This window comes from Ornithinicoccus sp. (assembly GCF_057176825.1).
This window is the reverse complement of sequence record NZ_CM169976.1, coordinates 1,268,586-1,290,070: the sequence shown is the minus strand read 5'-3', so window position 1 is coordinate 1,290,070 and position 21,485 is coordinate 1,268,586. Positions and strand designations below refer to the sequence as shown.

The following is a 21,485-nucleotide window of genomic DNA, read 5'->3' as shown; positions in this document are numbered from 1 at the left end:
ATTTTCTCTGCGGTTAGGCTGCGGGGATGGCCGAACAGACCGAGCAGCCCACCGCCGGGACCGACGTCTCTGACCTGACCTACGAGCAGGCCCGCGACGAGCTCGTCCGGATCGTCGCCCGGATCGAGAGCGGCGACGCCCCGCTGGAGGAGTCGATGACCCTGTGGGAGCGGGGCGAGGCGCTCGCGTCCCACTGCCAGGCCAAACTCGACCAGGCTCAGGGCCGGTTGGACACCGCGACCGGCGAGGGGCGGGACGTCTCCGGCGAGCAGGAAGACAGTGCCGAGGGGGACCAGACCGAGGACGAGGAGCAGTCCTGAGCAACCCCATGGGCTCGGCCTCCCCACGACTGCGGCCCGTCGTCGAGACGGACGCACCGGCTGTCCTCGAGGCGTTCGGCGGCAGCGGGATGGACCGACAGGGGCAGGTGACCACCGAGGCCGAGGCCCGGGCGTGGGTGTCGCGGATGCTGCCGGGTGCGGAGGAGGACCGGGTCGTCCTCGCGGTGGACCTCGACGGCACCATGGTCGGCTGCGTGGGGGTGGCCCCGATCGACCGTGACAACCTGACCGGCTGGTTCTGGTACTGGATGCGCGAGGACCAGCGGGGTCGCGGTCTCACCTCGCGGGCCGCGGCGACCGTGGCGACCTGGGCCCTGGGTGCGGGAGGTCTGGAACGCCTCGAACTCGGGCACCGGGCCAACAACCCGGAGTCGGGCGCGGTGGCGCGCCGCGCTGGCTTCGTGCAGGAGGGGCTCGAGCGGGCCAAGTTCCTGGTCGCGGGCGAGCGGGTCGACGTGCTCACCTACGGGCGGTTGCGCACCGATCCCGCCCCTGTCGGTGACCCGCTCCCGCTGGCGTGGTGATCTCCCGGGCTCAGTCGCCGAACTCGCCCAGGTGCTCCACGAACTCCACCAGCTCGGCGTCGCTCGCCGTGCCGTGCACCACCGTGGTGCTGGTCCGGTCCCCCTCGGGCGCCAGGACCAGGGAGGTCAAGGCGTTGCCCGCCCTGTGCTGCCAGGTCTGCTCGCCGTCCGGACCGTCGAGCACCAGCTCTCCCAACTCCCCGGTCTCACCCGTGGTCATGTCGAGCCAGGCCTCGCCCGCGTCGTCGGTCGTGGACAGCGCGAGGTAGCCGTCGGTGGGCGTGGCGACGCCCAGGCGCCAGGTCTGCTGGCCGGCGATCTCCTGGAAGAGCACCGTGGTGACCTGCCAGTCCTCACCCAGGTCCACCGGGACGTGCACCGGCCAGTCCACCTGCTCCACGGCATACGAGGCGACACTGGTGACATTGGTGTCCCGGGCCGTCACACCCCGATCGCCGGGCATCAGGGCCCAGACCCCGAAGGCGAGCGCAAAGACGGCGACCAGGGAGTAGATCATGTTCTTGGTCGAATAGGACAGCAGCCGCTGCATCCGCTTGTCCTGGGGAGGCGCGGCCTGGGGCCCGGTGTCCTGCGGTGTGCTCACTCCCCCATCGTCCCATCCCCTCCGGGCGGTATCGTCAGGGCTCAGCAACGTCGCACCCACCCGGAGGAGACCGATGGCAGCCGACCAGCCCCGCCCCGCCAAGCGTGAAGCGGTCATCCCCGACCGCAACCTGGCCCTGGAACTGGTCCGGGTGACCGAGGCCGCAGCCCTGGCCGCTGGCCGCTGGGTCGGCCTCGGGGACAAGAACCGTGCCGACGGCGCCGCCGTCGAGGCGATGCGCAGCGTGATCTCCCGCGTGGCCATGGACGGCGTCGTCGTCATCGGCGAGGGCGAGAAGGACGAGGCGCCCATGCTGTTCAACGGCGAACAGGTGGGCGACGGCTCCGGCCCCGGGGTGGATGTCGCGGTCGACCCGATCGACGGCACCACGCTGACAGCCAAGGGAATGGACAACGCGATCTCGGTGATGGCGGTCTCCGAGCGCGGCACCATGTATGACCCCAGCGCGGTGTTCTACATGGACAAACTGGTCACCGGCCCCGAGGCCGCCGACGTGGTGGACATCCGGCTCCCGGTCGCGGAGAACGTCCGCCGCGTGGCCAAGGCCAAGCGCAAGAGCCTAGAGGACGTCACCGTCATCATGCTGGACCGGCCGCGGCATGAGGACCTGGCCCAGGAGGTCCGGGACGCGGGGGCACGGCTGCGCTTCATCACCGACGGTGACGTCGCCGGTGGCATCGCGGCCGCCCGCGAGGAGTCCGGCGTCGACCTGTTGCTGGGCATCGGCGGCACCCCCGAGGGCATCATCACCGCGTGCGCGATCAAGGCGCTCGGCGGGGTGATCCAGGGCAAGTTGTGGCCCAAGGACGACGAGGAGCGCCAGGGCGCGATCGACGCCGGCCACGACCTGGACCGCGTGCTGTCCACCGACGACCTGGTCACCGGTGACAACTGCTTCTTCGTGGCCACCGGCATCACCAGCGGCGAGCTGCTGCGGGGGGTCCGCTACGGGTCGGGCATCGCAATCACCAACTCGCTGGTGATGCGCTCGAAGTCGGGCACGATCCGGATGATCGAGGCGCACCACAAGCTGGACAAGGTCGCGGCCCTCGCCGGTCAGGGTGGCGCCTGATGGCCACCGCCGACCGCGTCCTGGTGATCGGCGAGGCCCTCATCGACATCGTGGAGCCCTCCGAGGGACCGGCCCGCGAACACGTCGGGGGTTCCCCTGCCAACGTCGCGGTCGGCCTGTCCACGCTCGACCACCCGGTGCGTCTGGCCACCCACATCGGAGCCGACGAGCGCGGCGCCCGGATCGCCGAGCACCTGGGCGAGCGGGGCGTCACGCTGGTCCCCGGCAGCGACGCGGCCGACCGGACCTCCACCGCGACGGCCCGGCTGGACGCCGAGGGCGGAGCCGGGGGCGCGACCTACGTCTTCGACCTGACCTGGGAGGTCCCGGCGGTCGACCTGGCCGGGACCGGCCACGTGCACGCCGGGTCGCTCGCCGCCACCGTGGAGCCCGGCGGGTCGGCCGTGTTCGACCTGATGAGCCGGGCCCGCGAGAGCGCGACCGTGTCTTACGACCCGAACCTGCGACCGACCCTGATGGGCGAGCCGCACGAGGTCCGCGGCCGGATCGAGGAGTGCATCGGCCGCGCCGACATCGTCAAGGCCAGCTCGGAGGACATCGAGTGGCTGTATGCCGGGGCGCCGCTGCCCGAGGTCGTCCACCTGTGGGGGTTGCTGGGCCCCGCCGTGGTCGTGGTCACCAGGGGCGGCGACGGCGCGCTCATCCACCTCACCGCGACCGACTCCGACCACGAGGAGCCCGGGCGGCCCGTCGACGTCGTCGACACGGTCGGCGCCGGTGACTCGTTCATGACGGGGTTGGTCTCCGGACTCCTGGACGCCGACCTGCTCGGCGGGCCGGACGCCCGCACCCGGCTGCGCGAGGCGTCCCTCGAGGAGATCCTGCCCGCGGTGCACCGGGCCGTGGCCTGCGCCACCTTCACGGTGGAGCGGGCCGGTGCCGCAGCACCGACCCGCTCCGAGTTGGGGATCACCGCCCGGTAGTCGTGGGTCAGCTGGCCTCTTCCTTGGCCTCCTGGTCCAGCCGACGGGCCCGCTCAAGCGCCCGCTTGCGCTCCTCCTCGCTCTCCTGCGAGATGCGGGCCGCCTCCTCCTCGTTGCGGGTGAGGTTGTCGCCGCTCTCCGGGTCGAACACGTGCATCAGCAACGGGTCGAAGTGGAAGGTGGCGCTGTCGCCCTCCAGGATGCGAGACCGGGCGTCGAGGTTGACCACCATCTGGGTGCGCATCCCCTCTCCGTCGAGGTCGCGGTCCAACTCGTCCAGCTTGGCCTGGACCGAGGGGTCGGACTCGAAGGGGACGTAGGCGTACTGCTCGTTGCCCAGCCACTCCGTGACGTCCACCGTCGCCTCGAACCCGACCGCGTTGTCACCGGGCGGGTTGACCTTGCTGTCCTTGATGTACTCCGGCCGGATGCCGACAATGACCAGGTCCTTGCCCTTGACCTTCGCGGCGAAGTCGGGCCCGAAGCTCACCTCACAGAAGGGCAGCACCAGCTTCCCCTCTTCCACCCGGGCCGGCAGGAAGTTCATCGGCGGCGAGCCGATGAAGCCGGCGACGAACAGGTTGATCGGCTGCTCGTAGAGCTCGCGGGGCGAGGCGCACTGCTGGAGCACGCCCTTCTTCAGCACCGCGACCCGGTCGCCGAGGGTCATCGCCTCGGTCTGGTCGTGGGTGACATAGATCGTCGTCGTGCCCAGCCGTCGCTGCATCCGGGAGATCTCGGTGCGCATCTGACCGCGCAGCTTGGCGTCCAGGTTGGACAGCGGCTCATCGAACAGGAAGGCGTCGGCCTCCCGGACGATGGCCCGGCCCATCGCCACCCGCTGGCGCTGACCACCGGAGAGGTTGGCCGGCTTGCGCTCCAGGTGGTCGTTGAGCTCCAACATCTGCGAGGCCCGCTTCACCCGGGAGGTGATCTCGTCCTCGGTGAACTTGCCCTTCGACAGCCGGAGCGGGAACGCGATGTTCTCGAACACCGACAGGTGCGGGTAGAGCGCGTAGTTCTGGAACACCATCGACAGGTTGCGGTCGCGCGGGGCCAGGTCGTTGACCCGCTTCCCACCGATGACCATGTCGCCGTCGGTGATGTCCTCCAGCCCGACGATCATCCGCAGCAGGGTCGACTTGCCGCAGCCGGAGGGCCCGACCAGGATCACGAACTCCCCGTCACCGACGTCGATGCTGACGTCGTTGACCGCGGGGAAGCCGTCGCCGTACCGCTTCACGATGTTCTTCATTTCGATGGAAGCCATGTGGCATCAACCCTTCACTGCGCCGGAGGTCAGGCCGGCGACGATCTTGCGCTGGAACAGCAGGACGATGATGATGATCGGGATCGTCGAGACGACCGCACCCGCTGCCAGGAGCGAGGCGGGACGGTTGAACGGGTCGTCGCCGACGAAGAACGACAACGCCGCGGGGATCGGTCGTGCGGTCTCGGTCGAGGTGAGCGAGATGCCGAAGACGAAGTCGTTCCAGGCGAAGAAGAAGGTCAGGATCGCCGCCGTGAACACACCGGGCGCTGCCAGCGGCACGATGACCTTGCGGAACGCCTGCCACGATGTCGCCCCGTCGACCTGGGCCGCCTGCTCCATCTCCCACGGGATCTCGCGGAAGAAGGCCGACAGGGTCCAGATCGCCAGCGGCAGGGTGAACGACATGTACGGGATGATCAACCCGAGCCAGGTGTCGTAGATCCCCAGGGTGCGCCACATGTCGAACAGCGGGCCCACCAGGGACACCACCGGGAACATGGCGATCACCAGGGCGGTGGTCAGCACGAACTTCTTGCCCTTGAACTCCAGGCGGGCGATCGCATAGGCAGCCAGCGTTGCCAGGGCGACGGAGGCCACGGTCGCGATCAGCGAGATTCCGATGGAGTTGAAGATCGCCCGGCGGAACTGGTCGTCGGCGATGACGTCCGCGTAGTTCTGCCAGCCGGCGAACCCGCCGGACGACGGCAGGAACCCGGGACTACCGGTGGTGATGGCCTCCTGCGACTTGAACGACAGGGAGATGATCCAGGCCACCGGGAGCAGGCACCACGTGAGGATGAGCAGTGCGCCGATGACCACGCCGATACGGTTCTTGGTAGACATCTCAGGACTCCTGTCGCGCCGCGCCGAGATCGACTCGGAAGAGTTTGACGATGATGAACGCCACCACCAGGACCGAGAGGAACAGCAGGACCGAGAGGGCCGATCCAAGGCCGAGCTGGAACTGCTCGATCACCTGCCTGTAGGTCAGGAAGGACACCGACTCGGTGCCTTGCGCTCCCGCCGTCATCACAAAGATGTTGTCGAAGATCCGGTAGGCGTCCAGCGCCCGGAACAGGATCGCGACCATGATCGCGGCCCGCATGTTGGGCAGGATCACCCGGGTCAGGCGTTGCCATCCAACTGGCCCCGTCGACCTTGGCCGCCTCGAGCATGTCCTCGGAGATGTTGGCCAGACCGGCCAGCAGCAGCAGCGACATGAACGGGGTCGTCTTCCAGATCTCCGAGACCATGATCGCCGAGATCGCCGAGCCGTACTGGCCGAACCAGTTGAAACCGTCCTCCATGAACGGGATCCAGGCGTTGACGAAGCCGTTGGAGTTGCTGAACGCGAACTGCCAAGCGAAGCCGGAGACGACGGTGATGATCCCGTAGGGGATCAGGATGGAGGTGCGGATGACTCCACGGGCGAACACCACCCGGTGCATCACCATGGCGAACGCGAAGCCGATGACCAGCTCGACGGCGACCGTGACCACCATGATGAACACGGTGTTGGCGGTGACCTGCCAGAACAACGGGTCGGTCAGCGCGGTCCAGTAGTTCGCCAGGCCGACGAACTCGCTGTCGTCCGGGGCGGTGAGGCTGAAGTTGGTGAACGACAGGTAGAGCGCCCGGAGCATCGGGAACGCCGTCACCAGGAGCATCAGCGCGACGACTGGTGCCACCAGGCGGATACCCAGGCGGTTCTCCGCGCGGGCCCGGTCGGACAGGGCCGCGCGACCCTGTGCGTGCCGACCTGCAGGGGGTGCTGAGGTGACGCTCACAACAGCCTCCTTCCGTCGAGGATGTCCCTCAGGAACGTCGCCGACTCCTCGGGGGTGGAGTCAGGATTCACCGAGGTCGGCGAGTGCCAGACGGACTGCACGGCCGAGGAGATCTGGCTGTAGAACGCGCTCTTGGGCCGCGGCCCGCCCTCGTCGATGCTGACCTGGTACAGCTCCAGCAGGCTCGGGTCGTAGGCCTCCTGCAGCTCCTGGGACTCATAGGCCGACTGCCGCGCCGGCATCAGTCCGTCGTTGACCGCGAGCGCGGTCTGGGCCTCGACGTCGGTGATGCACTCGGCGGCCTCCAGCGCAAACTCGGTGTTGGCCGAGAAAGCACCCACACCGATGTCGATGCCACCGATCGGCGGGCGGGAATCCTCGCCCTCCACGGTCTGCGGGTAGCGGGCCCAGCCGAGGTCCTCGAACTCCTCCTCGCTGACCGAGCCCTCGTAGTTCTTGTAGACGAAGGTCCAATTGACCATGAACTGACCGGCGCCACCCTGGCCCTCGGGGTCTGCCGGGTACATCCGGCCCAGGCTGGTGCCCTCGTTGGACACCGTGAAGTCCGGCTGCCGGGCCGGGGAGTCGGCGAGCTTGGCGATGATCTCCGCCGCAGACCTCCCGGCGTCGGAGTCGATCTGGACCTCGGCGTCGCGACCGGCCTCGGTGTTGGAGATGATCTCGCCGCCGGCACCGAGCACCATGGCGTTGATCCACACCGTGTAGGCCTCGTACCGGTTGGCCTGCACCCCGACCGTGCCGTTGTTGTCGGCCGCGGCGTCGATGACCTGGTCCCAGGTGACGGGCTGCTCCATGTCGAGCCCGGCCGCCTCGGCCAGGGACTTGCGGTACCAGAGCACCTGCGTGTTGGCCCACTGCGGAGCGGCATAGATGCCGTCGTCCCACCGGACCGTCTCCGCAGCGCCCTCAAGCACGTCGTCGTCGACCACCCGTGAGGCGGCCTCGTCCGGGAACTGCTCGAGCCAGCCAGCGTTGGCGAACTCGGCCACGAAGACGGGGTCCAGGCTCATCAGGTCGGTCGAGCTGTCTCCGGCGGCCAGGCGGCGGGCCAGTTGGGTGCGCTGGTCGGTGGCGCTGGCGGGGAGAAGTTGGATCACGACGTCGTACTGGTCGGTGCTGCACCGTTGCGCGATCTCGGTCAGCGTGTCCTGGCCATCGGGGTTGATGTACCAGTTCAGCGTGGCAGTGCCCGAGTCGCCGCCGCCACAGGCCGTCACCCCGGCAAGTCCGGCAACAGCGCACAGCGCCGCTGCGATCCGGGGTCGGCTTCTGCGTCTGTTCACATCTGGCTCCTTCGGCAGATCCGTGCGTGCGCGGGCACGCTCGTGATCTCATCCAACACCCGTTCGGCCGACAACGCTAGGACCCCCGGGCGTCATGTCGCGATTACCCTGGGTTCATGTCCCCAGAACGCCCCGCCCCGCCGACCACGGACGCGGGGTTCGCCGACCTCCTCGCCGCCAACCGACGGTATGCCGAACAGTTCGCCCAGAGTGGCTTCGACGGCATCGCCCACGCCGGGGTGGCCGTCGTGACGTGTATGGACTCCCGGATCGAGCCGTTGGCGATGCTGGGGTTGCAGCACGGGGACGCCAAGATCTTCCGCAACCCCGGTGGCCGGGTCACCGAACAGGCGATGGAGGCGCTCGTGCTCGGGGTCCACCTGCTGGGGGTACGGCGGGTCCTCGTGGTGCCCCACACCCGGTGCGCGATGGCCTCCGCATCCGAGGAGGAGCTCCAGGCCAGGGTCGGGGAGTCCGCCGGGGTGGACGTCTCGTGGCAGCGGTTCCGGGTGGTCACCGACCAACTCGCGGCGCTGCGGTCCGACGTGCACATCGTGGAGTCGCACCCGCTGATCCCGGACTCCGTGGAGGTCGGCGGGTTCCTCTACGACGTGGACACCGGGCTGGTCACCCGGCAGGCGTAGGCGCCCCCGCGACCCCTACGATCGGACCATGCCTTCGCCGTCGCCTGCCGAACGTCTGCCCCTCGCCCCGGGCGCCGACGCCGACCGGGAGGACTGGGAGCGGGCCGTCGCGGCGGTGCTGCGCAAGACCGGGCGGCTCGGACCCGACGCGGCGGACACCGAGGTGTGGTCGGCCCTGACCGCCACGACCCTGGACGGCATCGGCGTGCTCCCCCTGGGGACCCCGGAGGGTGCCGCCGGAGTGCCGGACCCCGGGCTCCCCGGCCAGGCCCCCTACACCCGGGGGCGCCTGCCCTTCCGGGAGTTCGGGGCGTGGGACATCCGGGCCAGGTTCGAGGACCCCGATGCCGAGTTGACGGCCCGGCACGTGCTGACCGACCTGGAGAACGGCGTGAACTCGCTGTGGCTCTCCGTCGGCACCGGGGGGATAGCCCCGGAGGACCTGCCCCAGGTGCTGGAGCCGGTGCTCCTCGACCTCGCCCCGGTGGTGCTGGACGCCCCCGAGCGGCCGGTGGTGGCCGCCTCGGCGTTCGTCGAGGCCCTGGTGCACCGCAGGGTGCGCCCGGCGCCCGGCACCAATCTCGGGGCCAACCCGATCGGCCAGCGCGCCCCCGAGCCGATGACCCGCGAGGTCGTGCGCGACATCGCCGACCTGGCCGTCCGCGAGGGGCTGCGTGCCGTCGTCGTCGACGGCACGGGCGTGCACGACCGCGGAGCCTCCGACGTGCAGGAGTTGGCCTACACGATGGCGGCCGGGGCGACCTACCTGCGCCTGTTGGCGCGGGCCGGTCACGACCCGACGACGGCGGCCGGGCTGATGGAGTTCCGCTACGCCGCGACCGCCGAGCAGTTCCCGACGATCGCCAAGCTGCGCGCCGCCCGCAGGCTCTGGTCCCGCGTACTCGAGCTGAGCCATGTCCCGGCGGAGCACCGCGGGCAGGCCCAGCACGCCGTGACCTCACGGCCGATGATGACCCGCTACGACCCCTACGTGAACATGCTGCGCACCACGGTCGCCGCGTTCGCCGCAGGGGTCGGTGGCGCTGACGCCGTGACCGTCCTGCCCTTCGACGAGGCCCTCGGCCTGCCCGAGTCGTTCAGCAGGCGGATCGCCCGCAACACCTCCAGCCTGCTCATCCACGAGTCCCACGTCGGCACCGTCACCGACCCGGCCGGCGGCGCACCGGCGGTCGAGCGCCTCACCGACGACCTCGCCCACGCCGCGTGGCGGTTGTTCGGCGAGATCGAGCAGGCGGGAGGCATCCTGCACGTGCTGCACGACGGCTCGTGGGACGACCGCGTCGCCGCGACCACCGCCGCCCGCGACGAGCAGGTGGCCCGCCGCCAGCGTCCCCTCACCGGTCTCTCCGAGTTCCCGCAGGCGGCCGAGACCCTCCCGCAGCGGCGTCCCTACCCCGTCCCGCGGGAGGTGGTCCGTTACGGCGCGGCGTTCGAGGCGCTGCGTGACGCCCCGCCGCCCCGGCCGGCCTTCCTGGCAACGATGGGCAGCGTCGCCCAGCACACCGCCCGCGCCACCTTCGTGGGCAACGTGCTGGCAGCCGGTGGCATCACCGCCGCCCCGGCCGGCGCCACGACCGGGGTGGAGGACGTCCTCGCCGCGTACCGGGGGCAGCCTGTCGTGTGTCTCGCCGGGACCGACGATGCGTATGCCGAGTGGGGGGCCGACCTGGTCGCGGCCCTGCGCGACGCCGGGGCCACCTGGGTAGTCCTGGCCGGTCGACCGGTGGCAGGCGTCGACGTGGACGACCACGCCGCCGCGGGGCTGGACGCCCTGGCCTTTCTACAGCGCACCCGCGAGCGGCTCACCGCCGACCCCCGGACGGAGGAGGCACGATGAGGAACATCCCGAGGTCCTTCGCCGGGTTCCCGCTGAACCCCCAGCACCCCACCGAGCCCGACCGGTCCGCATACGAGCAGGCCGTGGCCGGCAGCCAGCCCTGGAGCGCCCCCGAGGGGATCGAGGTGCCGCCGCTCTACACCGCCGAGGACCTGACCGGCCTGGACGCGCTGGACACCTACCCCGGGTTGGCACCGTTCCTGCGTGGCCCCTACCCGGCGATGTACACCACGCAACCCTGGACGATCCGCCAGTACGCCGGGTTCTCCACCGCGGAGGAGTCCAACGCCTTCTACCGGCGCAACCTGGCGGCCGGCCAGAAGGGGCTGTCGGTGGCCTTCGACCTGGCCACGCACCGCGGCTACGACTCCGACCATCCACGCGTGCGCGGCGACGTCGGCATGGCCGGGGTGGCGATCGACTCCATCTACGACACCCGCACCCTGTTCGACGGCATCCCGCTGGACCAGATGAGTGTGTCGATGACCATGAACGGCGCCGTGCTCCCGGTGCTCGCGCTCTACATCGTGGCGGCCGAGGAGCAGGGGGTCTCCCCCGAGCAGCTGTCCGGGACCATCCAGAACGACATCCTCAAGGAGTTCATGGTCCGCAACACCTACATCTATCCGCCGGCCCCGTCGATGCGGATCATCAGCGACATCTTCTCCTTCACGGCCGCGAGGATGCCACGGTTCAACTCGATCTCGATCTCTGGCTACCACATCCAGGAGGCCGGGGCCACGGCAGACCTGGAGCTGGCCTACACCCTCGCCGACGGGGTGGAGTACATCCGGGCGGGGCTGGACGCCGGCCTGGCCATCGACGCGTTCGCCCCGCGGCTCTCCTTCTTCTGGGCGATCGGGATGAACTTCTTCATGGAGGTCGCCAAGATGCGCGCCGCGCGGGCGATCTGGTCCCGGCTCGTCTCCGACTTCGACCCGCAGAACCCGAAGTCACGGTCCCTGCGCACGCACTGCCAGACCTCCGGGTGGTCGCTCACCGCCCAGGACGTCTTCAACAACGTGCAGCGCACCGCGATCGAGGCCATGGCCGCCACCCAGGGACACACCCAGTCGTTGCACACCAACGCGCTGGACGAGGCGATCGCGCTGCCGACCGACTTCAGCGCCCGGATCGCCCGCAACACCCAGTTGCTGATCCAGCAGGAGACCGGCACCACCGGGATCATCGATCCGTGGGGCGGCTCCTACTACGTGGAGCGGCTCACCCACGACCTGGCCAACCGGGCGTGGGAGCACATCCAGGAGGTGGAGCGCGCCGGCGGGATGACCAAGGCCATCGAGGAGGGCATCCCCAAGATGCGCATCGAGGAGGCGGCCGCCCGCACCCAGGCGCGGATCGATTCCGGCGCGCAGGCGGTGATCGGCGTCAACACCTACCAGGTGGACGACGAGGAGCCCTTCGAGGTGCTCAAGGTGGACAACGACGCGGTGTATGCCGCCCAGCTGGCCAAGTTGGAACGCCTCCGGGAGGAGCGGGACGGCGAGCAGGTGGGGGCGGCGTTGCAGGCGTTGACCCGCAGCGCCGAGCAGGGTGGTGGCGGCGACGGCTCGCTGGAGGGCAACCTGCTCGCCCTGGCGGTCGATGCCGCCCGGGCCAAGGCGACCGTCGGTGAGATCTCCGACGCCCTGGAGAAGGCGTGGGGCCGGCACCGCGCGGTGATCCGTACCATCTCGGGGGTGTACCGACAGGAGGCCGGTGGGGCCGGCAACGTCGAGCAGGTGGTGGCGGCCACCGAGGAGTTCGAGCGCGCGGAGGGTCGCCGCCCCCGCATCCTGGTGGCCAAGATGGGCCAGGACGGGCACGACCGCGGTCAGAAGGTCATCGTCACCGCGTTTGCCGACATGGGCTTCGACGTCGACGTGGGGCCACTGTTTTCCACCCCGGAGGAGGTCGCGCAGCAGGCGGTCGACGCCGACGTGCACGTGGTCGGGGTCTCGTCGCTGGCAGCCGGCCACCTCACCCTGCTCCCCGCCCTGCGCACCGCGCTGGCCGAGCTAGGCCGGGAGGACATCATGGTGGTCATCGGCGGGGTGATCCCTCCCGACGACGTGGCCACGCTGCGGGAGATGGGCGCCGCCGAGGTGTTCCTGCCCGGCACCGTCATCGCCACGAGCGCCCTGTCCCTCCTCGAACGGCTCCGCGCCGACCTCGGGCACTGACCGGATGGCCACCCACCAGGAGCCCGCGGCACGCCAGGAGCCCCCGGCACCAGCCGGGGCCGCGCGGAAGACCCCGCTGGACACCGCCCCACTGGCCCGCGACGTCGTGGCCGGCAACCGGACCGCACTGGCACGGGCGATCACCCTCGTGGAGTCCAGCCGCACCGACCACCGCCGTGCCGCGCGTGACCTCATCGCCGAGCTCACCCCGCACGCCGGAGGCGCCGTCAGGGTCGGGATCTCCGGTGTGCCCGGGGTCGGCAAGTCGACCTTCATCGAGTGGCTGGGCAGCTGGCTGATCGAGCAGGGCCACACCGTCGGAGTCCTCGCGGTCGACCCCTCCAGCGTCCGGACCGGCGGCTCCGTGCTGGGGGACAAGACCCGGATGTCCCGGCTATCGGCCAGCCCCTCGGCATACATCCGTCCCTCCCCCAGCGCCGGCACGCTCGGCGGGGTGGCCCGGGCCACCGCGCAGGCGATCACCGTGCTGGAGGCGGCCGGCTTCGACGTCGTGCTCGTCGAGACGGTGGGAGTGGGCCAGTCCGAGGTCACCGTCGCGGGGATGGTGGACACCTTCCTCTTCCTGACCATCTCCCGCACGGGAGACCAGCTCCAGGGGATCAAGAAGGGCATCCTGGAGCTGGCCGACGTCATCGCCGTCAACAAGGCCGACGGCGACCGGGTGACCGAGGCGGAGTCCACCGCCAAGGACCTGGCCGGGGCGCTGCGGCTGGTCTACGCGGGCACCAGCTCGTGGGTGCCGCCCGTCCTGACCTGCTCCTCCCTCGAGGGCACGGGCGTGGAGAAGGTGTGGCGACGCGTCCTCCGGCACCGGGAGTTCCTGGGGCGCCGGGGGCTGGCCGACAAGCGGGCCAGTCAGCAATTGGAGTTCGCCTGGGCCCTGGTGCGGGACGAGCTGGACTCCCGGCTCGCCAGCAACGCCGAGGTGGCGCGGGTCCGCGGAGCCGTGCGCGCCCAGGTCGTCGCCGGGGAGCTCACGGCGGTGGGCGCCGCCGACCTGATCCTCGAGGCCTACGACGGGTCGGGCCCGGACCGATAGATTTGTCCGGGTGAGATACGACCCGGACATGACCCGGGCGCCGACCGGGTGGTTCCGCTGGCGGCCCCGGCGTGCCCTGGTGCAGATGGCCCGTCGGGTCCGTTCCCACCTGCCCTCCCTGCTGCTGGCCGCCGTGGCGGCCGGTCTGGCCTACCTGCTGGCGCTGCTCGTCTTCTCGGCCGAGCACGCCATGTTTGCCCCCATCGCCGCGATCGTCTCCACCGGGCTCGCCGCCGGCGAGCGCCTGCTCCGTGCCATCGAGATCACGCTGGGCGTCGTGCTCGGGCTGGTGCTGGCGGACCTCCTGGTCGGGTTCCTGGGGCTCGGGGCGTGGCAGCTCTCGCTCGCGGTGTTCCTGGCGATGACCGGCGCCGTCGCCTTCCGCGCCAGTCCGTTGCTGGCCAACCAGGCCGCGGTGGCCGCCGTGATCGTGATCGCGCTCGCTCCCTACCAGGACGCGCCCCCGCTGGTGCGCCTCTTCGACGCCATGATCGGCGGGGCCGTGGCCATCGTGCTCAACGCGTTCCTGTCGCCGGATCCCCACAAGGTGGCGGTCGACCGGACCCGCGACACCCTCGAGCGGTTCGGCTCGGCGCTGTACCTGATGGTCAATGCCCTGGAGGAGGCCGACCTGCCCAAGGCCCACGAGGCGCAGGACACACTGGACGACCTGGACGGGGCGCGGACCTCGATCGAGGAGGCCCTGCTCGCCGTCGGGGAGCGCCTGCAACTGTCCCGTGGCCGGCGGCGGCTTAGCGAGCGACGGCGGCTGCGGGCCGTACAGCAGGTCGTGGAGCGGCTCGACCTGCTGCTGACCACCGGGCGCTCGATGGCCCGGGCCACCGCCAGCGCGGTCCGCCACGGGGAGCCGCCGGACGGCCGGCTGGTGACCGCCGTCGACCAGTACGCCCGGGCGGTCGGTGAGCTGCGGCGCTGGGTGGGCGGGCAGACCAGCGGAGAGGTGGTGCGCGAGCACGCCCTGCGCGCGGCCGCCACCGCCTCCTCGACACTGCACTCCACGCAGCGACCCACCAGCAACGTCATGGTCTGGCAGGTGCGCTCCGCCGCCGTCGACCTGCTCCGGATGACCGGCCTGTCCCACCAGGACGCCATCCGCTCGCTCGAGGGGTTCGCCGGACGCACCGACCGGATCCGGATCCGCCCCCGGCAGGAACGCACGAGCGAGCGCCCCTCGCCCGACCCGGCCCCACCCTCGGCGTCAGCTGCCGGCACCACCTCGGGCGACGCCCCGGACGGCACCGCCCTCGCCATGCCGATCCGCACCCCCTCGACAGCGTCCCGCGAGCCTGACCCGGAGGGTGATGACGGCGACCCCACGCCCGACGGCGATCGCGGGCAGCCCGACCTGCGCTGACCGCCGCGTCATGTCACCCCGGGTCCGGAGTTGTCAGGCCAGGTCGGAGGGGTCGGTGTTCGCGCCGCAAAGCACCACGCAAACCTGCTCCCCCGGCTCAGGCCGGTAGCCGTCGTCGTGCACCAGCGCGGCGAGGGCGGTGGCCGCGCCGTGCTCGACGGCGACCCGGTGCTCGTCCCACAGCAGCTGCCGGGCCCGGACGATCGCGGAGTCGGGGACGAGCACGGACCGGGACGAGGGACGACGGACCGCCGCCAGCGCCATCGCGGAGGTGCGCCGCGCCCCGAGGGAGTCCGCAGCCACCGAATCGACAGGGACGTCGACGGGGCGCCCGGCACGGAGGGCCGCGTTGAGCGCCCGACAATGGTCCGGCTCCACCGCCACGGTGCGGACCCCGTGGGGTTCGGCAGCGGTGGCCACACCGGCGAACAGGCCCCCTCCCCCGACGGCCACCACGACGGTGTCCAGCGCCGGCAGCTGGTCGTGGATCTCCTCCAGGACCGTGCCGGCCCCCGCCGCGACGAACGGGTCGTCGTAGGCGTGGGAGGTCAGCGCCCCGCTCGCGGCGGCGAAGTCCTGGCAGGCGGCGAGCGCCTCGGCATACTCGACACCGACCAACCGGACGTCCGCCCCGTAGGCCCGGAGCCGCGCGACCTTCACCGCGGGCGCGGTCTCGGGCAAGAACACGGTGGCAGCCGCCCCGAGGCGACGGGCCGCCCATGCGCAGGCCAGGCCGGCGTTCCCGCCGGAGGCGATCGTGACGCCCGCATCCGGGAGGCTGCCCGCATCCCGGTGGGCCCGGATGAAGTTGGCCGCTCCGCGTGCCTTGAAGGACCCGGTGTGCTGCAGGAACTCCAGCGCCAGGTGCAGTCCCGGGACGAGGTCCGAGGTGGTCAGCGCGACGGGTCGGACCTGGCCCGCGATCCGGTCCCGGGCCGCCCGGATGTCGTCCGGGTGCAGTCCCACGCCGTCCCGGCGCGACTCCTGCGGCACCGCTCAGCCCAGGGCGAGACGGTCGCGGACCGCCGCGGCCAGCCGGTCGGCATACTGCTGGGCACGGTCGCCGGTGTCGGCCTCGACCATGACGCGCACCAGCGGCTCGGTGCCGGACTTGCGCAACAGGACCCGGCCGTCGCGGCCCAGCTCCTGCTCCACGGCGACCACCTCGGCGCGCACCTGCTCGTCCCCGTCCAGCGCATCCTTGTCGACGTCCTTGACGTTGACGAGGACCTGCGGCAGGCGGGTCATCACGGCGGCGAGCCGACCCAGCGGCTGGGCCGAGGCCACCACGCTCGAGGCCAGCGCGAGGGCGGTGAGCACACCGTCGCCCGTGGTGCCGTGCTCCAGCATGATGATGTGGCCCGACTGCTCCCCGCCCAGGCTGAAGCCGCCGGACCGCATCTCCTCGAGGACGTAGCGGTCGCCGACCTTGGTCTGCTTGACGGTGATGCCGTGCCGCTCCATCGCGCGGATCAGGCCCAGGTTGCTCATCACGGTCGCGACGAGCGTGTCATCGGCCAGGCGACCGCGCTCGTGCAGGTCCACGGCGAGGATGGCCATGATCTGGTCCCCGTCGACCACCACGCCGTCGGCATCGACCGCCAGGCAGCGGTCGGCGTCCCCGTCGAATCCGAACCCCAGGTCCGCGCCCCGCTCGACGACGGCGCGCTGCAGCTGCTCCAGGTGGGTGGACCCGTAGCCGTCGTTGATGTTCAGCCCATTGGGGTCGGCCCCGATCACGTCGACCGTCGCCCCCGCCCGGCGGAACGCCTCCGGCCCCACGTGGCTGGCCGCCCCGTGCGCCGCGTCGACCACGACGTGCAGGCCGTCGAGCCGCGTCGGGACGCTCCTGAGCAGGTGCTCCAAGTAGAACTCGGTGCCCTGCGGGAACGGCCTGATGCGCCCCACCCCCGCTCCGGTCGGACGCTCCCAGTCGTTGCTCATCCGCTCGGTGATGGCGTCCTCGACGTTGTCGGGCAGCTTGTGCCCCCCGGCGCCGAGGAACTTGATGCCGTTGTCCGGCATCGCGTTGTGCGAGGCCGACAGGACCGCCCCCATCTCCGCCGACATCCGCTTGGTCAGGTAGGCGATGGCGGGGGTCGGCAGGACGCCCGCATCGAGGACATCGACCCCTGCGGAGGCCAGCCCGGCCATGACCGAGTGCCCGAGGAACTCGCCGGAGGCCCGGGGATCCCGCCCCACCACGGCGATCGCGCGCGCGCCGCCGAAGGTGCTGCGCCCGCCCAGCTCGTGCGCCACCGCCACCGACAGCTGGAGGGCCAACTCCGCGGTCACGTCCCTGTTCGCCAGTCCACGCACCCCGTCGGTGCCGAAAATTCGTGCCATCTGTGTTCGCCTTCCGTGCGGGCCCTTCCATGAGGGGCACCGGAGCAGTATGCCGTAGGGCCGCGGGATGCCGGGCGACCCGCCTCCCGGAGACGCCGACGGCGGCCCCGGGCACCTGCGGTGCAGGTCCTGGGACCGCCGTCGGTCGTCGTTCCGTGCCCCCGACGGGGGCGCCGGATCAGCGCTTGCTGTACTGCGGAGCCTTGCGGGCCTTCTTCAGCCCGGCCTTCTTGCGCTCCGGGACGCGGGCGTCGCGGGTGAGCAGGCCCGCCTTCTTCAGCGCCGGGCGGTTCAGCTCGGCGTCCACCCCGTTGAGCGAGCGGGCCACCCCGAGGCGGACCGCGCCGGCCTGGCCGGAGGGGCCGCCACCGTGCACCCGGACCAGCACGTCATACGCACCGTCCAGCTCGAGCACGGTGAGGGGCTCGTTGACGATCTGCTGGTGCACCTTGTTGGGGAAGTACTCCTCCAGGGTGCGCCCGTTGATCTTCCACTCGCCGCTGCCCGGAACGATCCGGACCCGAGCGATGGCCTGCTTGCGCCGGCCGGTGCCGGCGCCGGGGGCGGAGGCGGTCGGGCGGGCGGCCGCCTCGACGGGGGTCTCGGACTCGGAGGTGTACTCAGTCAGCTCCGGCTCGTCGGTCTCCAGGACCTCGTTCTCGTTCACGCTCATATCAGCCACGTCTCTCCTGTTTCTTCGTTAGCCGCGAAGTCCGTGGCGGACTTACTGCGCAACCTGCGAGATCTCGAACGGCACCGGCTTCTGGGCCGCGTGCGGGTGGGTGTCGCCGGCGTAGACCTTCAGCTTGCTCAGCTGCTGGCGGCCCAGCGAGTTCTTCGGGAGCATCCCGCGGATGGCCTTCTCGACCGCACGCGTCGGGTGCTTCTCGAGCAGCTGCTCGTAGCCGACGGCCTTCAGGCCACCGGGGTAGCCGGAGTGGCGGTAGGCCTTCTTCTGCTCAAGCTTGGCGCCGGTCAGGGCGACCTTCTCGGCGTTGATGATGATGACGAAGTCACCGGTGTCCACGTGCGGCGCGTAGGTGGTCTTGTGCTTGCCGCGCAGCAGGATCGCGGCCTGGGAGGCGAGCCGGCCCAGGACGACGTCCGTGGCGTCGATGACGTGCCAGGCGCGAGTGATCTCGCTGGCCTTGGGGGTGTAGGTGCGCACAGTGCAAACCTTCGTATGTCGTTCGGATGGTGTGCTGCGAAAGCAACAGTCATTCATTCTACGGGCCCCCGTCAGGGTGCCCCAAATCCGGCATCATCCCTGGTCAAAGGGGCATCGGCGACGTCACACAACAGTTGTGCATCAGTAGTGTGCACAACTATTGTGCAACTATGCCCACCTTCCCGCAGTCCGCACCCGCCCGCCGCGTCCTCGCCCATCCGCTGCGCTCCCGCCTGCTCGCCGAGCTCCGGGTGCACGGCCAGGCGACGGCCACCCAGCTGGCCCGGGCGCTGGAGACCAACAGCGGCGCCACCAGCTACCACCTGCGTCGCCTGGCCGAGGTCGCCCTCGTTGAGGACACCGGCACCGGCGCCGGCAGGCAGCGGGTCTGGCGGGCGGCCGACCGGGACGTCGCGACCGCCGACGGCCCCGACGGGGAGCCGCTCGACGAGGAGGACGCCCAGGCGGCGGACTGGCTGGCTCTGGACTACCTGTCGCACTTCCACGAGCGCGCACAGGGCTGGTTGGAGCGCCGGGCGCAGTGGCCGCAGGAGTGGCAGGTCGCGGGACTCGACGACCACCTCGTGCAGGTGACCGCCGAGCAGCTCACCGCGCTGCGCGCCGAGCTCAGCGAGGTGCTCGGCAGATACCGCCGGGTCGGGCAGGGCAACCCGCAGGCCAAGCGGGTCGTGCTCTATACCTGCGCCCTGCCGTTGGACCCGGCGTCGACCACCGCCACCAGGTGACCCGCGGCACGCAGGAGTGCCACGGACCGGGAGTTGATGTCGCGCTGCCGGGTGGCCAGCGCGCTCGCCACCTCCTCCAGCCGCCGCGCACCGCGCAGCTCGGGCAACAGGGCGCGCAACGGACCGATCCGGTAGCCGGCCCGTCGTAGTTGGTGCACGATGCGCGCGTCCCGGACTGCCGCGGGGCCATAGCTCCGGACCCGGGCCACGCCGTGCCGGCCGGGGACGACGAGCCCCTCCGCGTCCCAGTGCCGCAGGGTGGAGGCAGGTATGCCGAGAGCCCCCGCGAGCTCGGAGACCGTCAGCGCATCGGACGGCTGCGGATCCTCGACCGGCTCCTCGGCGATGGAGAGCACCGCCCGTTCGGCCAGCGCCAGGTGCTTCCGTTCGGCATCGAGCTCGGCGTGGGCGGCGTCGAGCCTCTCGGCCAGGACTTCTGGGGCGGCACGGTGGGCGATGCGGAGCAACTCCTTGGCACGGACCGGGCCGACCCCGGCGGCCAGCGCGCGGTAGGCGAGCCCGGCACGAACGTGACCGTCGTGGTAAGCCCGGTAGCCCGCAGGGGTGCGCGGAGCCGGAGGCAGAGCGCCGTCCCGCTCGAGGTTGCGGACCTGCTGGACCGAGTACCCCGTCCTCCGCGCCACATCGACCGTCCGCAGGATCGGGTGGAGACTTTCACCGGGCACTTCACCACGATATCGGGCCTCAGGTCTCCACAAGCACGTTAATGTGACGCTGGAGGAATGGACATCCAGGAGATCACCGACTTCGTCACGGGGCTGGGTGGGGTGCTCACGCTGACCCCGCGACCGGGTGACGGCACCCCCGAGATCGCCTGGGGCGACTCCTTCTTCTATGTCGCGCCCGACGGCGTGCTCCCGCCGGGACAGCCGTTCGCCACGATCGTGACCAAGGACTACCCCGAGGACGTGTCCTCCCGGCTGGACCGCACCGGCGCCTTCCGGGTCAACGTCGCCGCCGGCAGCACGGCATACCGGGACCAGGTGGGCCACGCCCCGCCGGACGCACCCAGGGCGCCCGGCGACCCCACGGGGGACCCGATGGACGACGCGGTCCTCCCGCACCCGGTGTACGGGGAGCTCGGGTGGCTGGCCGTGACGAATCCCGGTCCGGCGACGCGCGAGGTCCTGCTCGAGCTGCTCCGGACGGCGCACCGGTTGGCCCGGGCCCGGCACGAGCGGCGCCGCTCAGAAGAGTGAGCTCGGATCGTCGGGGATGTCGGCGGCGAAGCTGCGCAACAGCTGGAGCGGGACGACCTCCAGCGCCGACTCGTGCGTCGCAGCCAGGAGGACGGGGGCGGCCGCGCCGGCCTGGCACGCCTGCAGCCACCGGGCGGCCACCACGCACCACCGGTCGCCGGGCTGCAGTCCCGGGAAGCCGTACTCGGCCCGCGGGGTGATCAGGTCGTTGCCCACGGACCGCTGGTGCTCCAGGAACTCCCGGCTCACGACGGTGCAGATGGTGTGGCTGCCGACGTCCTCCACCGACGTCTGGCAGTGCCCGTCCCGGTAGAAACCAGTCAGCGGGTCGGTGCCGCACTGCTGCAGCTCGCCACCCAGCACGTTGCGCTGCTCTCCGGGCATGATCCGACGCTACCTGCTCACACGGGTCCGGGTCAGCCGTTCTGGTCGTAGGCCCGGCGCAGCAACGGCTCGAGCGGGCCGGCGCCGGAGGGCGGGGTGTCGCCGGGCAGGTGCACCCAGTGCGTCGCCTGCGCGAAGCCGCGGGCCGTCTCGAGCCGGTCGTCGTCGGGGACGTCCTCGCGGTAGCGGAGCCCGACCCGGAGCGTGCCCCGTGGCCCCGGGGCGACCGCGGCGAACTGGGTGCGGCGGACCAGCGGGATGTAGGTCGCCCGTCCCTGCGGCTCGACGTCCTCGCCCAGATCCATGGCGAGGCCCACCACCGCGTCGTGGAGCGGGCGCAGCCCCGCCTTCGCTCCGGCATACAGCCCGTCGGTGTAGCCGGTCACGGTGGGTCGCTCCCACCCGTGGAGACCGGCCACGTGGTCGGCGATGGCCCACTGCGTGTTGAGCGGGACGGCGTGCTCCTCACGGAGCCAGGCCCGGACCCCCTTCTGGTCCAACGGGTCCGGGCCGGACTCCTCGATGAGCGCGACCCACTCCTCCAGCGTCCGCCCCGTGCGTCGGGCGACTCCGGGGGCCCACGGCGCGCTGGGCCCGCCCGGGTCGCCCGGCTCCGGCGGCGGGGCCACCG

22 protein-coding genes and 1 pseudogene are annotated in these 21,485 nt (G+C 71.3%); 11 read left to right on the top strand and 12 right to left on the bottom strand.

The features are described from left to right. Positions 1-26 precede the first annotated feature (26 nt). Positions 27-320 (top strand): exodeoxyribonuclease VII small subunit, encoded by a 294-nt coding sequence (locus AC1QRC_RS06705; protein WP_484206007.1) that lies wholly within the window; start codon positions 27-29, stop codon positions 318-320. A gap of 8 nt (positions 321-328) precedes the next feature. Then, entirely contained in the window at positions 329-865 is a 537-nt protein-coding gene (locus tag AC1QRC_RS06700) for a GNAT family N-acetyltransferase (RefSeq protein WP_484206006.1), read from the top strand. A 10-nt stretch (positions 866-875) separates the two neighbouring features. On the opposite strand, the gene AC1QRC_RS06695 is transcribed toward AC1QRC_RS06700, so the two are convergent. Beyond that, positions 876-1,469 carry a DUF4245 domain-containing protein gene (locus tag AC1QRC_RS06695; protein ID WP_484206005.1) on the bottom strand — a complete coding sequence of 198 codons (594 nt, stop codon included), beginning with the start codon at positions 1,467-1,469 and terminating at the stop codon, positions 876-878. Between the two features lie 73 nt (positions 1,470-1,542). Between AC1QRC_RS06695 and glpX the strand changes: the two genes are divergently transcribed. Both glpX and AC1QRC_RS06685 read left to right on the top strand, forming a co-directional pair. After that, on the top strand, positions 1,543-2,562 hold the full coding sequence (gene glpX / locus AC1QRC_RS06690; protein ID WP_484206004.1) for a class II fructose-bisphosphatase: 1,020 nt from the start codon (positions 1,543-1,545) through the stop codon (positions 2,560-2,562). Further along, positions 2,562-3,506 carry a carbohydrate kinase family protein gene (locus tag AC1QRC_RS06685; RefSeq protein ID WP_484206003.1) on the top strand — a complete coding sequence of 315 codons (945 nt, stop codon included), beginning with the start codon at positions 2,562-2,564 and terminating at the stop codon, positions 3,504-3,506. The genes glpX and AC1QRC_RS06685 overlap by 1 nt, the downstream gene beginning before the upstream one ends. Before the next feature lie 7 nt (positions 3,507-3,513). Here the strand turns inward: AC1QRC_RS06685 and ugpC are convergent, their stop codons facing one another. From ugpC to AC1QRC_RS06665, 4 genes and pseudogenes are all read right to left on the bottom strand, one after another. Next, positions 3,514-4,776 (bottom strand): sn-glycerol-3-phosphate ABC transporter ATP-binding protein UgpC, encoded by a 1,263-nt coding sequence (ugpC, locus tag AC1QRC_RS06680; protein WP_484206002.1) that lies wholly within the window; start codon positions 4,774-4,776, stop codon positions 3,514-3,516. 6 nt (positions 4,777-4,782) lie between these two features. Continuing rightward, positions 4,783-5,622: a carbohydrate ABC transporter permease gene (locus AC1QRC_RS06675; RefSeq protein ID WP_484206001.1), complete on the bottom strand. Its 840-nt coding sequence runs from the start codon at positions 5,620-5,622 to the stop codon at positions 4,783-4,785. A 1-nt stretch (position 5,623) separates the two neighbouring features. Further along, positions 5,624-6,566: pseudogene (locus AC1QRC_RS06670) on the bottom strand (carbohydrate ABC transporter permease). Then, positions 6,563-7,870, bottom strand: coding sequence for an extracellular solute-binding protein (locus AC1QRC_RS06665; protein WP_484206000.1), 1,308 nt, complete (start codon positions 7,868-7,870; stop codon positions 6,563-6,565). Before AC1QRC_RS06665 ends, AC1QRC_RS06670 begins: the two are co-directional and overlap by 4 nt. Positions 7,871-7,986: 116 nt before the next feature. Between AC1QRC_RS06665 and AC1QRC_RS06660 the strand changes: the two genes are divergently transcribed. The 5 genes from AC1QRC_RS06660 to AC1QRC_RS06640 are packed head-to-tail and all read left to right on the top strand — an operon-like array spanning position 7,987 to position 14,990. Continuing rightward, positions 7,987-8,514: a beta-class carbonic anhydrase gene (locus AC1QRC_RS06660; RefSeq protein WP_484205999.1), complete on the top strand. Its 528-nt coding sequence runs from the start codon at positions 7,987-7,989 to the stop codon at positions 8,512-8,514. A 28-nt stretch (positions 8,515-8,542) separates the two neighbouring features. Next, the gene (locus AC1QRC_RS06655) at positions 8,543-10,372 is read left to right on the top strand and encodes a methylmalonyl-CoA mutase family protein (protein WP_484205998.1); all 1,830 of its coding nucleotides are present in this window, start codon (positions 8,543-8,545) and stop codon (positions 10,370-10,372) included. Continuing rightward, positions 10,369-12,555 carry a methylmalonyl-CoA mutase gene (gene scpA / locus AC1QRC_RS06650; RefSeq protein WP_484205997.1) on the top strand — a complete coding sequence of 729 codons (2,187 nt, stop codon included), beginning with the start codon at positions 10,369-10,371 and terminating at the stop codon, positions 12,553-12,555. Before AC1QRC_RS06655 ends, scpA begins: the two co-directional genes overlap by 4 nt. A gap of 4 nt (positions 12,556-12,559) precedes the next feature. Continuing rightward, complete coding sequence (meaB, locus tag AC1QRC_RS06645) at positions 12,560-13,615, top strand: methylmalonyl Co-A mutase-associated GTPase MeaB (RefSeq protein WP_484205996.1); 1,056 nt, start codon at positions 12,560-12,562, stop codon at positions 13,613-13,615. Positions 13,616-13,643: 28 nt separating this feature from the next. Further along, positions 13,644-14,990: an FUSC family protein gene (locus tag AC1QRC_RS06640; RefSeq protein WP_484205995.1), complete on the top strand. Its 1,347-nt coding sequence runs from the start codon at positions 13,644-13,646 to the stop codon at positions 14,988-14,990. Positions 14,991-15,023: 33 nt separating this feature from the next. Here AC1QRC_RS06640 and AC1QRC_RS06635 read toward each other — a convergent pair whose 3' ends face one another. The 4 genes from AC1QRC_RS06635 to rplM all read right to left on the bottom strand — a co-directional run bounded on the left by AC1QRC_RS06635 (position 15,024) and on the right by rplM (position 18,504). Beyond that, the gene (locus AC1QRC_RS06635) at positions 15,024-15,983 is read right to left on the bottom strand and encodes a threonine/serine dehydratase (RefSeq protein ID WP_484205994.1); all 960 of its coding nucleotides are present in this window, start codon (positions 15,981-15,983) and stop codon (positions 15,024-15,026) included. Between the two features lie 3 nt (positions 15,984-15,986). Next, positions 15,987-17,336: a phosphoglucosamine mutase gene (gene glmM / locus AC1QRC_RS06630; RefSeq protein WP_484205993.1), complete on the bottom strand. Its 1,350-nt coding sequence runs from the start codon at positions 17,334-17,336 to the stop codon at positions 15,987-15,989. 178 nt (positions 17,337-17,514) lie between these two features. Then, on the bottom strand, positions 17,515-18,009 hold the full coding sequence (gene rpsI / locus AC1QRC_RS06625; RefSeq protein WP_484205992.1) for a 30S ribosomal protein S9: 495 nt from the start codon (positions 18,007-18,009) through the stop codon (positions 17,515-17,517). Between the two features lie 51 nt (positions 18,010-18,060). Next, complete coding sequence (gene rplM, locus AC1QRC_RS06620) at positions 18,061-18,504, bottom strand: 50S ribosomal protein L13 (RefSeq protein ID WP_484205991.1); 444 nt, start codon at positions 18,502-18,504, stop codon at positions 18,061-18,063. Between the two features lie 170 nt (positions 18,505-18,674). Here rplM and AC1QRC_RS06615 point away from each other — a divergent pair, with 170 nt between their 5' ends. Beyond that, positions 18,675-19,250 carry a winged helix-turn-helix domain-containing protein gene (locus AC1QRC_RS06615; protein ID WP_484205990.1) on the top strand — a complete coding sequence of 192 codons (576 nt, stop codon included), beginning with the start codon at positions 18,675-18,677 and terminating at the stop codon, positions 19,248-19,250. Here the strand turns inward: AC1QRC_RS06615 and AC1QRC_RS06610 are convergent. Further along, positions 19,199-19,936, bottom strand: a complete 738-nt coding sequence (locus AC1QRC_RS06610; RefSeq protein ID WP_484205989.1) for a MerR family transcriptional regulator — start codon at positions 19,934-19,936, stop codon at positions 19,199-19,201. The two genes, AC1QRC_RS06615 and AC1QRC_RS06610, sit on opposite strands and share 52 nt — an antisense overlap. A gap of 57 nt (positions 19,937-19,993) precedes the next feature. Here AC1QRC_RS06610 and AC1QRC_RS06605 point away from each other — a divergent pair, with 57 nt between their 5' ends. After that, positions 19,994-20,470: a DUF6194 family protein gene (locus tag AC1QRC_RS06605; protein WP_484205988.1), complete on the top strand. Its 477-nt coding sequence runs from the start codon at positions 19,994-19,996 to the stop codon at positions 20,468-20,470. Here the strand turns inward: AC1QRC_RS06605 and AC1QRC_RS06600 are convergent. Beyond that, entirely contained in the window at positions 20,459-20,854 is a 396-nt protein-coding gene (locus AC1QRC_RS06600) for a DUF2237 family protein (protein ID WP_484205987.1), read from the bottom strand. The genes AC1QRC_RS06605 and AC1QRC_RS06600 overlap by 12 nt on opposite strands. A gap of 32 nt (positions 20,855-20,886) precedes the next feature. Further along, the gene (locus AC1QRC_RS06595; RefSeq protein ID WP_484205986.1) at positions 20,887-21,483 is read right to left on the bottom strand and encodes a DUF5655 domain-containing protein; all 597 of its coding nucleotides are present in this window, start codon (positions 21,481-21,483) and stop codon (positions 20,887-20,889) included. Positions 21,484-21,485: the final 2 nt, after the last annotated feature.

Coding starts and splice junctions, on each gene's coding strand:
- AC1QRC_RS06705 (WP_484206007.1), top strand. CDS start 27: ATGGCCGAACAGACCGAGCAGCCCACCGCCGGGACCGACGTCTCTGAC.
- AC1QRC_RS06700 (WP_484206006.1), top strand. CDS start 329: ATGGGCTCGGCCTCCCCACGACTGCGGCCCGTCGTCGAGACGGACGCA.
- glpX (WP_484206004.1), top strand. CDS start 1,543: ATGGCAGCCGACCAGCCCCGCCCCGCCAAGCGTGAAGCGGTCATCCCC.
- AC1QRC_RS06685 (WP_484206003.1), top strand. CDS start 2,562: ATGGCCACCGCCGACCGCGTCCTGGTGATCGGCGAGGCCCTCATCGAC.
- ugpC (WP_484206002.1), bottom strand. CDS start 4,776: ATGGCTTCCATCGAAATGAAGAACATCGTGAAGCGGTACGGCGACGGC.
- AC1QRC_RS06675 (WP_484206001.1), bottom strand. CDS start 5,622: ATGTCTACCAAGAACCGTATCGGCGTGGTCATCGGCGCACTGCTCATC.
- AC1QRC_RS06660 (WP_484205999.1), top strand. CDS start 7,987: ATGTCCCCAGAACGCCCCGCCCCGCCGACCACGGACGCGGGGTTCGCC.
- AC1QRC_RS06655 (WP_484205998.1), top strand. CDS start 8,543: ATGCCTTCGCCGTCGCCTGCCGAACGTCTGCCCCTCGCCCCGGGCGCC.
- scpA (WP_484205997.1), top strand. CDS start 10,369: ATGAGGAACATCCCGAGGTCCTTCGCCGGGTTCCCGCTGAACCCCCAG.
- meaB (WP_484205996.1), top strand. CDS start 12,560: ATGGCCACCCACCAGGAGCCCGCGGCACGCCAGGAGCCCCCGGCACCA.
- AC1QRC_RS06640 (WP_484205995.1), top strand. CDS start 13,644: ATGACCCGGGCGCCGACCGGGTGGTTCCGCTGGCGGCCCCGGCGTGCC.
- glmM (WP_484205993.1), bottom strand. CDS start 17,336: ATGGCACGAATTTTCGGCACCGACGGGGTGCGTGGACTGGCGAACAGG.
- rpsI (WP_484205992.1), bottom strand. CDS start 18,009: ATGAGCGTGAACGAGAACGAGGTCCTGGAGACCGACGAGCCGGAGCTG.
- AC1QRC_RS06615 (WP_484205990.1), top strand. CDS start 18,675: ATGCCCACCTTCCCGCAGTCCGCACCCGCCCGCCGCGTCCTCGCCCAT.
- AC1QRC_RS06605 (WP_484205988.1), top strand. CDS start 19,994: ATGGACATCCAGGAGATCACCGACTTCGTCACGGGGCTGGGTGGGGTG.
- AC1QRC_RS06600 (WP_484205987.1), bottom strand. CDS start 20,854: ATGCCCGGAGAGCAGCGCAACGTGCTGGGTGGCGAGCTGCAGCAGTGC.